Genomic DNA, 13,289 nt, shown 5'->3' with positions numbered 1-13,289 from the left:
ACTTCCAACTGACAATTTCAAGTTTCCTTCAGGGTCGTGGACGCACGGCCCGCACAACAAGGTGGAAGACCTCATGACGTCCTATTCGTTCACCGAAAAAAAGCGTATCCGCAAGGATTTCGGCAAGCAGCGCTCGATTCTCGAAGTGCCGTTCCTGCTCGCCATCCAGGTGGATTCCTATCGTGAATTCCTGCAGGAAAACGTCGATCCGGCCAAGCGCACGGACCACGGCCTGCATGCCGCGCTGAAGTCGGTCTTCCCGATCGCCAGCTACAGCGGCAATGCCGCCCTGGAATACGTCGGCTACAAGCTGGGCGAACCGGTCTTCGACGAGCGTGAGTGCCGCCAGCGCGGCATGAGCTATGGCGCCCCGCTGCGCGTGACCGTGCGCCTGGTGATCTACGACCGTGAGTCGTCGACCAAGGCCATCAAGTACGTGAAGGAGCAGGAGGTCTATCTGGGCGAAATCCCGCTGATGACCGAGAACGGCACCTTCATCGTCAACGGCACCGAGCGCGTCATCGTTTCGCAGCTGCACCGCTCGCCGGGCGTGTTCTTCGACCACGACCGTGGCAAGACCCACAGCTCGGGCAAGCTGCTGTACAGCGCCCGCATCATTCCTTACCGCGGCTCCTGGCTGGACTTCGAGTTCGATCCGAAGGACGCGCTGTTCACCCGTATCGACCGCCGCCGCAAGCTGCCGGTGTCGATCCTGCTGCGCGCGCTTGGCTACAGCAACGAAGAGATGCTGGCCGAGTTCTTCGAGATCAACACCTTCCACATCAACCCGGATGAAGGCGTCCAGCTGGAGCTGGTGCCGGAGCGCCTGCGCGGCGAAACCCTGGGCTTCGACCTCGCCGACGGCGACAAGGTCATCGTGGAAGCCGGCAAGCGCATCACCGCGCGTCACATCAAGCAGCTGGAAGCCTCGGGCATCGCCGCCCTGGCCGTGCCGGACGACTACATCGTCGGCCGCATCCTGTCGCACGACGTGGTCGATGCCTCGACCGGCGAACTGCTGGCCCAGGCCAACGACGAGATCAGCGACGAGCAGCTGCAGAACTTCCGCAAGGCCGGCGTCGACGCGGTGGGCACCCTGTGGGTGAACGACCTGGATCGTGGCCCGTACCTGTCCAACACCCTGCGCATCGATCCGACCAAGACCCAGCTGGAAGCCCTGGTCGAAATCTACCGCATGATGCGTCCGGGCGAGCCGCCGACCAAGGATGCCGCGCAGAACCTGTTCCACAACCTGTTCTTCACCTTCGAGCGCTACGACCTGTCCGCGGTCGGTCGCATGAAGTTCAACCGTCGCGTGGGCCGCAAGGAAACCACCGGCGAAGCCGTGCTGTACGACAGCAAGTACTTCGGTGAGCGCAACGACGAAGAGTCCAAGCGCCTGGTCGCTGCCCACGGCGACAGCTCCGACATCCTGGACGTGATCAAGGTCCTGACCGAGATCCGCAACGGTCGCGGCGTGGTCGACGACATCGATCACCTGGGCAACCGCCGCGTGCGTTCGGTCGGCGAAATGGCCGAGAACGTGTTCCGCGTCGGCCTGGTCCGCGTCGAGCGCGCGGTCAAGGAGCGCCTGTCGATGGCCGAGTCGGAAGGCCTGACCCCGCAGGAGCTGATCAACGCCAAGCCGGTCGCCGCTGCCATCAAGGAGTTCTTCGGCTCCTCGCAGCTGTCGCAGTTCATGGACCAGAACAACCCGCTGTCGGAAGTGACGCACAAGCGTCGCGTCTCGGCCCTGGGCCCGGGCGGTCTGACCCGTGAGCGCGCCGGCTTCGAAGTGCGCGACGTGCACCCGACCCATTACGGCCGCGTCTGCACCATTGAAACTCCGGAAGGCCCGAACATCGGCCTGATCAACTCGCTGGCCGTGTACGCCCGCACCAACAAGTACGGTTTCCTCGAGACCCCGTACCGCAAGGTCGTGGACGGCAAGGTCTTCGACGAAGTCGAGTTCCTGTCGGCCATCGAAGAGAACGAGTACGTCATCGCCCAGGCCAACGCCCTGACCGATGCCAACAGCGTGCTGACCGAGCAGTTCGTTCCCTGCCGCTTCCAGGGCGAATCGCTGCTGAAGCCGCCGGCGGAAGTCCACTTCATGGACGTCTCGCCGATGCAGACCGTGTCGATCGCGGCCGCACTGGTTCCGTTCCTGGAGCACGATGACGCGAACCGCGCACTGATGGGCGCCAACATGCAGCGTCAGGCCGTGCCGACCCTGCGTGCGCAGAAGCCGCTGGTCGGTACCGGCATCGAGCGCGCCGTGGCGCGTGACTCCGGTGTGACCGTCAACGCCCGTCGTGGTGGCGAGATCGTGCAGATCGACGCCGCGCGCATCGTGGTCAAGGTGGTCGAGGAAGAGATCGTCGGTGCCACCGACGCCGGCGTCGACATCTACAACCTGGTCAAGTACACCCGTTCGAACCAGAACACCTGCATCAACCAGCGTCCGCTGGTCCAGGTGGGTGACGTCATCGCCCGCGGCGACGTGCTGGCCGACGGTCCGTCCACCGACATCGGCGAACTGGCCCTGGGCCAGAACATGCTGATCGCGTTCATGCCGTGGAACGGCTACAACTTCGAAGACTCCATCCTGCTCTCCGAGCGCGTGGTGGAAGAGGATCGCTACACCACGATCCACATCGAAGAGCTGACCTGCGTCGCGCGTGACACCAAGCTGGGGCCGGAGGAAATCTCCGCCGACATCCCGAATGTCTCCGAGCAGGCGCTGAACCGCCTGGACGAGAGCGGCGTGGTGTACATCGGTGCCGAAGTGCGCGCCGGCGACATCATGGTCGGCAAGGTCACCCCGAAGGGCGAAAGCCAGCTGACCCCGGAAGAGAAGCTGCTGCGCGCGATCTTCGGCGAGAAGGCTTCGGACGTTAAGGACAGCTCGCTGCGCGTTCCGCCGGGCATGGACGGCACCGTCATCGACGTGCAGGTCTTCACCCGCGACGGCATCGAGAAGGACAAGCGCGCCCGCCAGATCGAAGAGTCTGAAATCAAGCGCGTCAAGAAGGACTTCGACGACCAGTTCCGCATCCTGGAAGCCGCCATCTACATGCGTCTGCGTTCGCAGATCGTGGGCAAGGTGGTCAACGGTGGCGCTGGCCTGAAGAAGGGCGACGTCATCAGCGACGCGTTCCTGGACGGTCTGAAGAAGGCCGACTGGTTCGCCCTGCGCATGAAGGACGAAGACGCTTCGGAAGCCATTGAACGCGCCCAGAAGCAGATCCAGGCGCACGAGAAGGAATTCGAGCGTCGCTTCGCCGACAAGCGCGGCAAGATCACCGCAGGCGACGACCTCGCCCCGGGCGTGCTGAAGATGGTCAAGGTGTTCCTGGCCGTGAAGCGCCGCATCCAGCCGGGCGACAAGATGGCAGGCCGCCACGGCAACAAGGGTGTGGTGTCCAACGTGGTGCCGGTCGAGGACATGCCGTACATGGCCTCGGGCGAAACCGTGGACATCGTGCTGAACCCGCTGGGCGTGCCGTCGCGTATGAACATCGGCCAGATCCTGGAAGTGCACCTGGGCTGGGCTGCCAAGGGTCTGGGTCGCAAGATCCAGGCGATGATGGAAGCCCAGGCTGCGGTCGCCGACCTGCGCAAGTTCCTGGACGACATCTACAACCACGACGACACCAACGTGGCCAACCGTGTCGACCTGTCGCAGTTCAGCGACGAGGAACTGCTGCGCCTGGCCCGCAACCTGACCGACGGCGTGCCGATGGCCACCCCGGTGTTCGACGGCGCCACCGAAGCGGAAATCAAGCGCATGCTGGAACTGGCCGACCTGCCGAGCAGTGGCCAGACCCAGCTGTATGACGGCCGCACCGGTGAAGCGTTCGATCGCCACACCACCGTTGGTTACATGCACTACCTGAAGCTGAACCACCTGGTCGACGACAAGATGCACGCCCGTTCGACCGGTCCGTACTCGCTCGTCACCCAGCAGCCGCTGGGCGGCAAGGCGCAGTTCGGCGGCCAGCGCTTCGGTGAAATGGAAGTCTGGGCGCTGGAAGCCTACGGCGCGGCCTACACCCTGCAGGAAATGCTGACGGTGAAGTCCGATGACGTGCAGGGCCGCAACCAGATGTACAAGAACATCGTCGACGGTGAGCACGAGATGGTCGCGGGCATGCCGGAATCCTTCAACGTGCTCGTGAAGGAAATCCGCTCGCTGGCCATCAACATGGAACTGGAAGACAACTGATCCATGCCGGCGCGGCGGCCTCCGCCGCCGCGCCGCTGGCAGTCAACTGAAAGCCCATCGACACAGCATTCCTCCTTCTGGAGAACACCATGAAAGACCTGCTCAACCTCTTCAACCAGCAGCGCCAGACGCTGGACTTCGACGCGATCAAGATCGCGCTGGCCTCGCCGGACCTGATCCGTTCGTGGTCCTTCGGCGAAGTGAAGAAGCCGGAAACCATCAACTACCGTACCTTCAAGCCGGAACGCGACGGCCTGTTCTGCGCCGCCATCTTCGGCCCGGTGAAGGACTACGAGTGCCTGTGCGGCAAGTACAAGCGCATGAAGCACCGCGGCGTGGTCTGCGAAAAGTGCGGCACCGAAGTGACCCTGGCCAAGGTGCGCCGTGAGCGCATGGGCCACATCGACCTGGCCTCGCCGGTCGCGCACATCTGGTTCCTGAAGTCGCTGCCGTCGCGCATCGGCCTGATGCTGGACATGACCCTGCGCGACATCGAGCGCGTGCTGTACTTCGAAGCGTACGTGGTGACCGAGCCGGGCCTGACCGCCCTGGAGCGCCGCCAGCTGCTGACCGAAGAGCAGTACCTGCAGGCCCGCCAGGAGCACGGTGACGACTTCGACGCCGCCATGGGCGCCGAGGCGGTCTACGAACTGCTGCGCACGATCGACCTGCAGTCGGAGATGACCCGCCTGCGCGAGGAAATCGCCGCCACCGGTTCGGAAACCAAGCTCAAGCGCCTCACCAAGCGCATCAAGCTGATCGAAGCCTTCCTGGAATCGGGCAACCGTCCGGAATGGATGGTCATGACCGTGCTGCCGGTGCTGCCGCCGGACCTGCGTCCGCTGGTCCCGCTGGACGGCGGCCGCTTCGCGACCTCCGACCTGAACGACCTGTACCGCCGCGTCATCAACCGTAACAACCGCCTGCGCCGCCTGCTCGAACTGAGCGCGCCGGACATCATCGTGCGCAATGAAAAGCGCATGCTGCAGGAATCGGTCGATGCGCTGCTGGACAACGGCCGTCGCGGCCGTGCCATCACCGGCACCAACAAGCGCCCGCTGAAGTCGCTGGCCGACATGATCAAGGGCAAGCAGGGCCGCTTCCGCCAGAACCTGCTCGGCAAGCGCGTCGACTACTCGGGCCGTTCGGTCATCGTGGTCGGTCCGTACCTGCGCCTGCACCAGTGCGGCCTGCCGAAGAAGATGGCGCTTGAGCTGTTCAAGCCGTTCGTCTTCGCCAAGCTGCAGCGCCGTGGCCTGGCCACCACCATCAAGGCCGCCAAGAAGCTGGTCGAGCGCGAAGAAGCCGAAGTCTGGGACATCCTGGAAGAGGTCATCCGCGAGCATCCGGTGATGCTGAACCGTGCGCCGACCCTGCACCGTCTGGGCATCCAGGCGTTCGAGCCGGTGCTGATCGAAGGCAAGGCCATCCAGCTGCACCCGCTGGTCTGCACCGCGTTCAACGCCGACTTCGACGGTGACCAGATGGCCGTCCACGTGCCGCTCTCGCTGGAAGCCCAGCTGGAAGCGCGTGCGCTGATGATGTCGACCAACAACATCCTGTCGCCGGCCAACGGCGAGCCGATCATCGTGCCGTCGCAGGACGTCGTGCTGGGTCTGTACTACATGACTCGCTCGCTGGAAAACAAGAAGGGCGAGGGCATGGCCTTCGCCAACATCGCCGAAGTCAAGCGCGCCTACGACAACCGCGTGGTGGAACTGCACGCGCGCGTCAAGGTCCGCATCACCGAAGTGGTGACCGACGAAGACGGCAACAAGCAGCCGAAGACCTCGATCGTGGACACCACGATCGGTCGCGCCCTGCTGGCTGAAATCCTGCCGGAAGGCCTGCCGTTCGCGCTGGCCAACACCGAGCTGACCAAGAAGAACATCAGCCGCCTGATCAACTCCAGCTACCGCCAGCTGGGCCTGAAGGACACGGTCGTGTTCGCCGACAAGCTGATGTACACCGGCTTCGCCTACGCGACCCGCGCCGGCGTCTCGATCGGCATCGACGACATGCTGATCCCGGACGAGAAGAAGGGCATCCTCACCGAGGCCGAAGCCGAAGTGCTGGAAATCCAGGAGCAGTACCAGTCGGGTCTGGTCACCGCCGGCGAGCGCTACAACAAGGTGGTCGACATCTGGTCGCGCACCAACGAGCGCATCGCCAAGGCGATGATGGACACCATCGGTACCGAGAAGGTGGTCAATGCCAAGGGTGAGACCATCGACCAGAAGTCGATGAACTCGCTGTACATCATGGCCGACTCCGGTGCGCGAGGCAGCCAGGCGCAGATCCGTCAGCTGGCCGGCATGCGTGGCCTGATGGCCCGCCCGGACGGCTCGATCATCGAGACGCCCATCAAGGCGAACTTCCGCGAAGGCCTGAACGTGCAGGAGTACTTCAACTCCACCCACGGTGCCCGTAAGGGTCTGGCCGATACCGCGCTGAAGACCGCGAACTCGGGTTACCTGACCCGTCGTCTGGTCGACGTCGCGCAGGACGTGGTGATCACCGAAGTGGATTGTGGTACCACCGAAGGCCTGATCATGACTCCGATCGTGGAAGGCGGCGACGTGGTCGAGCCGCTGAAGGACCGCGTGCTGGGTCGTGTGGTTGCCGAGGACGTGTTCCTGCCGGGCAACGACGAAGATCCGATCGTCACCCGCAACACCCTGCTGGACGAAGCCTGGGTCGCCAAGCTGGAAGACGCCGGCGTGCAGAGCATCAAGGTGCGTTCGACGATCTCGTGCGAATCGGCCTTCGGTGTCTGCGGTCGCTGCTACGGCCGCGATCTGGCCCGTGGCCACCTGGTCAACATCGGTGAAGCGGTCGGCGTCATCGCCGCCCAGTCCATCGGTGAGCCGGGTACCCAGCTGACCATGCGTACGTTCCACATCGGTGGTGCGGCGTCGCGAGCTGCTGCGGTCGACAACATCACCGTCAAGACCACCGGCTCGGTCAAGTTCAGCAACCTCAAGTCCGTCGAGCACGCCAACGGCTCGCTGGTGGCAGTGTCGCGCTCGGGCGAAATCTCGGTGCTCGATGCCCACGGCCGTGAGCGTGAGCGTTACAAGCTGCCGTACGGTGCGACCATCACGTCCAAGGACGGTGATGCGATCAAGGCTGGCCAGACCGTGGCCAACTGGGATCCGCATAACCACCCGATCGTGTCGGAAGTGGCCGGCTTCATCCGCTTCATCGACTTCGTCGACGGCATCACCGTCATCGAGAAGACCGACGAGCTGACCGGCCTGGCGTCGCGCGAAATCACCGATCCGAAGCGTCGCGGTACCCAGGCCAAGGACCTGCGCCCGATCGTGCGCATCGTCGACGCCAAGGGCAACGACCTGTCGATCCCGGGCACCGACCTGCCGGCGCAGTACCTGCTGCCGCCGCGTTCGATCGTCAACCTGCAGGATGGCGCCCCGGTGGGCGTGGGCGACGTCGTCGCCAAGATCCCGCAGGAAGCGTCGAAGACCCGCGACATCACCGGTGGTCTGCCGCGCGTGGCCGACCTGTTCGAAGCGCGCAAGCCGAAGGATCCGGCGGTGCTGGCCGAGCGTTCGGGCATCATCAGCTTCGGCAAGGACACCAAGGGCAAGCAGCGCCTGATCATCAAGGACACCGATGGTTCGGAGCACGAAGAGCTGATCCCGAAGTACCGCCAGGTCATCGTGTTCGAAGGCGAGCATGTCACCAAGGGTGAAACCATCGTGGACGGCGAGCCGAGCCCGCAGGACATCCTGCGCCTGCTGGGTGTCGAGCCGCTGGCGGCCTACCTGGTCAAGGAAATCCAGGACGTGTACCGCCTGCAGGGCGTGAAGATCAACGACAAGCACATCGAGGTGATCACCCGCCAGATGCTGCGCAAGGTCGAGATCACCGACCAGGGCAGCAGCAAGTTCCTGAACGGTGAACAGGTGGAGCGCCAGCGCGTTATCGAGGAGAATGCGCGCCTGTCGACCCGCAACGAGCTGCCGGCGCACTTCGATCCGGTCCTGCTGGGTATCACCAAGGCATCGCTGGCGACCGAATCGTTCATCTCGGCCGCGTCGTTCCAGGAAACCACCCGCGTGCTGACCGAAGCGGCTGTCCGCGGCACCAAGGACAACCTGCGCGGCCTGAAGGAAAACGTCATCGTGGGTCGCCTGATCCCGGCCGGTACGGGTCTGTCGTACCACAGCAGCCGCCGCCGTGGCGCTTCGGGTCTCACCGACTCGGAGATGCAGGCCCTGACCGGTACCCCGGCTGCGGTCGAGGCCCCGGCTGTTGAAGTCGAGGCTGAACAGGCGTCTGGCGAAGAATGAGGTATCTGGTCCGGCCGCGAGGCCGGACCACCCTGTCGGTGCATCGATGGGGTAGGGAAAGGGCAGGGGGAATCGTCCGCGATTCCTCCCGGCCAACCTGAACGGGGTACATGGAGGCCCCCCAGTAACGTTCCAGGATCAGGAACGGGCTTGACAGGAGGCGTTTGACTGCTTTCCTGACGGGTTGCTACAATCGTCTGTCTCAGCAGGCCAAAATTTCGGCCTGCTTTAACATTTCCGCATCTCTGGTCGGATTTTCCGGCCACCAATCAGAAGAACCTACTGATGGCGACGATCAACCAGCTGGTCCGCAAGCCGCGGCAAGCGACCACCTACAAGAGTGCCTCGCCGGCGCTCGACAAGTGCCCGCAGCGCCGTGGCGTCTGCACCCGTGTCTACACCACCACTCCGAAGAAGCCGAACTCGGCTCTGCGCAAGGTTGCCAAGGTCCGCCTGACCAACCAGGAAGAAGTGATTTCCTACATCGGTGGTGAAGGCCACAACCTGCAGGAGCACTCCGTGGTCCTGATCCGCGGCGGTCGCGTCAAGGACCTGCCGGGTGTGCGTTACCACACCGTTCGTGGCTCGCTCGACGCCGCCGGCGTTGCCAAGCGTCGCCAGGCCCGTTCCAAGTACGGCGCCAAGCGTCCGAAGGCATAAGGAGAGAGCACTATGTCGCGTAAGGGTAATACTCCGCAGCGTTCCGTCCTGCCCGATCCGAAGCACGGAAGCGAAACCATCGCCCGCTTCATCAACATGGTCATGCAGAGCGGCAAGAAGTCCGTCGCCGAAAAGATCGTGTACGGCGCCATGGACGTGATCACCGAGAAGAACAGCAGCGCCAACGCCATTGAACTGGTGCAGAAGGCTCTGGACAACGTCGCTCCGGCGGTCGAAGTCAAGTCGCGCCGCGTCGGTGGTGCCACCTACCAGGTGCCGGTCGAAGTGCGTTCGTCGCGCAAGATGGCCCTGGCCATGCGCTGGCTGATCGACTCCGCGCGCAAGCGTGGCGAGAACACCATGCCGAAGAAGCTGGCTGCTGAACTGATCGACGCCTCGGAAAACCGTGGCGGCGCCATCAAGAAGCGCGAAGAAACCCACCGCATGGCCGAAGCCAACAAGGCATTCGCCCACTACCGCTGGTGAGTTTGACGGCCTTGTAAAACAGGCAGGGCAGCACCACTTCGGTGCGTGCTGCCTCGCGGTCCCGGAAGGACTGCGCCAATCCGAAGGCCGCCGAAAGGCGGCGTTCGGCCATCCGAAATCCAAGAAATCTGAGAGGCTCCCGTGGCCCGTTCCACTCCCATCGAGCGTTACCGTAACTTCGGCATCATGGCTCACATTGATGCCGGCAAGACCACCACGTCCGAGCGCATCCTGTTCTACACCGGCAAGAGCCACAAGATCGGTGAAGTGCACGACGGCGCCGCCACCATGGACTGGATGGAGCAGGAGCAGGAGCGTGGCATCACGATCCAGTCCGCTGCCACCACCGCGTTCTGGAAGGGCATGGACAAGTCCCTGCCGGAGCATCGCTTCAACATCATCGACACCCCCGGGCACGTCGACTTCACCATCGAAGTGGAGCGCTCGCTGCGCGTGCTCGACGGTGCGGTGTTCGTGCTGTGTGCCGTTGGTGGCGTGCAGCCGCAGTCGGAAACCGTGTGGCGCCAGGCCAACCGCTACAAGGTGCCGCGCATCGCGTTCGTCAACAAGATGGACCGCACCGGCGCCAACTTCTACAAGGTCCGTGATCAGCTGAAGGCCAAGCTGGGCGCCGTTGCCGTGCCGATGCAGCTGCCGATCGGCGCTGAAGAAGGCTTCAAGGGCGTCGTCGACCTGCTGAAGATGAAGGCCATCCATTGGGATGAAGCCTCGCAGGGCATGAAGTTCGAGTACGGCGACATCCCGGCCGACCTGCAGGAAAAGGCTGAAGAAGCCCGTACCTTCATGATCGAAGCCGCGGCTGAAGCCAACGAAGAGCTGATGGAGAAGTACCTGGGCGGCGAAGAGCTGGCCGAGGCTGAAATCATCAACGCGCTGCGTACCCGTACCCTGGCCACCGAGATCGTGCCGATGTACTGCGGCTCGGCGTTCAAGAACAAGGGCGTGCAGGCCATGCTGGACGGCGTGATCCAGCTGCTGCCGTCGCCGGTCGACGTTCCGGACGTGACCGGTACCGACGTGGACGATGAAAACATCGCCATGACCCGCAAGTCCGACGACAAGGCTCCGTTCTCGTCGCTGGCCTTCAAGATCATCACCGACCCGTTCGTCGGCGCGCTGACCTTCTTCCGTGTCTACTCGGGCACCCTGAACGGTGGTGACACCGTGCTGAACTCGGTGAAGGGCAAGAAGGAGCGCATCGGCCGCATCCTGCAGATGCACTCGAACAACCGCGAGGAAATCAAGGAAGTTCTGGCAGGTGACATCGCTGCTGCCGTGGGCCTGAAGGACACCACCACCGGTGACACCCTGTGTGCGGTCGACAAGCCGATCATCCTGGAGCGCATGACGTTCCCGGAGCCGGTGATCTCGATGGCCGTCGAGCCGAAGACCAAGTCGGACCAGGAAAAGATGGGTCTGGCACTGGGTCGCCTGGCGCAGGAAGATCCGTCGTTCCGCGTCAAGACCGACGAAGAATCCGGCCAGACCATCATCTCGGGCATGGGCGAGCTGCACCTGGACATCATCGTCGACCGCCTGAAGCGCGAGTTCAACGTTGAAGCCAACGTCGGCGCACCGCAGGTGGCCTACCGCGAAACCATCACCCTGGCTGACGTCAAGTCGGACTACAAGCACGCCAAGCAGTCCGGTGGTAAGGGTCAGTACGGTCACGTCGTGATCGAGCTGTCGCCGCTGACCGCTGAAGACCGTGCCGACGCCAAGCTTGCTCCGGCGATCAAGGACGACTTCCTGTTCATCAACGACATCACCGGTGGCGTGATTCCGAAGGAATTCATCCCGTCGATCGAAAAGGGCCTGCGCGAAACCATCACCAGCGGTCCGCTGGCTGGCTTCCCGGTCGTGGACGTCAAGGTGAAGCTGGTGTTCGGTTCGTACCACGACGTCGACTCCTCGGAAATGGCGTTCAAGCTGGCTTCGTCGATGGCCTTCAAGCAGGGCTTCGCCAAGGCCAAGCCGGTGCTGCTGGAGCCGATCATGAAGGTCGAGATCGTGACCCCGGAGGACTACCAGGGTGACGTGATGGGCGACGTGAGCCGTCGTCGCGGCGTGCTGCAGGGTTCCGACACCACGGGTGACGGTTCGGCCAGCATCATCAACGCGATGATCCCGCTGGGTGAAATGTTCGGCTACGCCACGGCTCTGCGTTCGCAGACCCAGGGCCGCGCCACCTTCACCATGGAATTCGACCATTACGAGCCGGCGCCGAACAACATCGCCGAAGCCGTCATGAAGAAGGGCTGAGCTCCGCTCAGCCTCTCCTGAAAACTACTTACATAATCAAGGTATAGAACAATGGCAAAGGGTAAGTTCGAGCGCACCAAGCCGCACGTCAACGTCGGCACCATCGGTCACGTCGATCACGGCAAGACCACGCTGACCGCCGCACTGACCAAGATCGGTGCCGAGCGCTTCGGTGGCGAGTTCAAGGACTACTCCTCGATCGACGCCGCGCCGGAAGAAAAGGCTCGTGGCATCACGATCTCGACCGCGCACGTCGAATACGAATCCCCGGTCCGTCACTACGCCCACGTCGATTGCCCGGGCCATGCTGACTACGTCAAGAACATGATCACCGGTGCTGCCCAGATGGACGGCGCGATCCTGGTGTGCTCGGCCGCTGACGGTCCGATGCCGCAGACCCGCGAGCACATCCTGCTGTCGCGTCAGGTCGGCGTGCCGTACATCGTCGTGTTCCTGAACAAGGCCGACATGGTTGACGACGCCGAGCTGCTCGAGCTGGTCGAAATGGAAGTGCGCGAGCTGCTGAGCAAGTACGACTTCCCGGGCGACGACACCCCGATCATCGCCGGTTCGGCCCGCTTGGCGCTGGAAGGCGACCAGAGCGACATCGGCGTGCCGGCCATCCTGAAGCTGGTCGACGCCCTGGACAGCTGGATTCCGGAGCCGGAGCGCGCGATCGACAAGCCGTTCCTGATGCCGGTGGAAGACGTGTTCTCGATCTCGGGCCGCGGCACCGTGGTGACCGGTCGTATCGAGCGCGGCGTGATCAAGGTTGGCGACGAAATCGAAATCGTCGGCATCCGTCCGGTGCAGAAGACCACCGTGACCGGCGTTGAAATGTTCCGCAAGCTGCTGGACCAGGGTCAGGCAGGCGACAACGCTGGCCTGCTGCTGCGCGGCACCAAGCGTGACGACGTCGAGCGTGGCCAGGTCCTGGCCAAGCCGGGTTCGATCAAGCCGCACACCAAGTTCGAAGGCGAAGTGTACGTCCTGTCGAAGGACGAAGGCGGCCGCCACACCCCGTTCTTCAACGGCTACCGTCCGCAGTTCTACTTCCGCACCACCGACATCACCGGCGCAGCTGCTCTGCCGGAAGGCGTCGAAATGGTGATGCCGGGTGACAACGTCAAGATGGTCGTCACCCTGATCAACCCGGTGGCAATGGACGAAGGCCTGCGCTTCGCCATCCGCGAAGGTGGCCGTACCGTCGGCGCCGGCGTGGTCTCGAAGATCATCGAGTAATCTGGTAGTATCTGCGCCCCGATGTTGCCTGGGTAGGGCATCGGGGCGTATCAAATGGGAAAGCAGGCATAGGATGT

The 13,289-nt window shown here is 63.5% G+C and carries 6 protein-coding genes; all 6 read left to right on the top strand.

Features of this window, described 5'->3' with window-relative positions:
• Positions 1-73: 73 nt before the first annotated feature.
• The 6 genes from rpoB (at position 74) to tuf (ending at position 13,212) form a co-directional block, all read left to right on the top strand.
• Entirely contained in the window at positions 74-4,228 is a 4,155-nt protein-coding gene (gene rpoB / locus B9Y64_RS03825) for a DNA-directed RNA polymerase subunit beta (RefSeq protein ID WP_100439544.1), read from the top strand.
• A gap of 89 nt (positions 4,229-4,317) precedes the next feature.
• Positions 4,318-8,541 carry a DNA-directed RNA polymerase subunit beta' gene (gene rpoC, locus B9Y64_RS03820; RefSeq protein ID WP_100439543.1) on the top strand — a complete coding sequence of 1,408 codons (4,224 nt, stop codon included), beginning with the start codon at positions 4,318-4,320 and terminating at the stop codon, positions 8,539-8,541.
• Positions 8,542-8,826: 285 nt separating this feature from the next.
• Complete coding sequence (gene rpsL / locus B9Y64_RS03815) at positions 8,827-9,201, top strand: 30S ribosomal protein S12 (protein ID WP_004145320.1); 375 nt, start codon at positions 8,827-8,829, stop codon at positions 9,199-9,201.
• A 12-nt stretch (positions 9,202-9,213) separates the two neighbouring features.
• Positions 9,214-9,687: a 30S ribosomal protein S7 gene (rpsG, locus tag B9Y64_RS03810; RefSeq protein WP_004145321.1), complete on the top strand. Its 474-nt coding sequence runs from the start codon at positions 9,214-9,216 to the stop codon at positions 9,685-9,687.
• Positions 9,688-9,828: 141 nt separating this feature from the next.
• The gene (gene fusA, locus B9Y64_RS03805) at positions 9,829-11,970 is read left to right on the top strand and encodes an elongation factor G (protein WP_100439542.1); all 2,142 of its coding nucleotides are present in this window, start codon (positions 9,829-9,831) and stop codon (positions 11,968-11,970) included.
• A gap of 51 nt (positions 11,971-12,021) precedes the next feature.
• Positions 12,022-13,212 (top strand): elongation factor Tu, encoded by a 1,191-nt coding sequence (gene tuf, locus B9Y64_RS03800; protein ID WP_004154360.1) that lies wholly within the window; start codon positions 12,022-12,024, stop codon positions 13,210-13,212.
• The last annotated feature ends 77 nt before the right edge of the window (positions 13,213-13,289 follow it).

The sequence above is a fragment of the Stenotrophomonas maltophilia genome, assembly GCF_002799245.1.
Classification (GTDB): Bacteria; Pseudomonadota; Gammaproteobacteria; order Xanthomonadales; family Xanthomonadaceae; genus Stenotrophomonas; species Stenotrophomonas maltophilia_S.
This window is presented reverse-complemented; position numbering and strand designations above follow the sequence as displayed.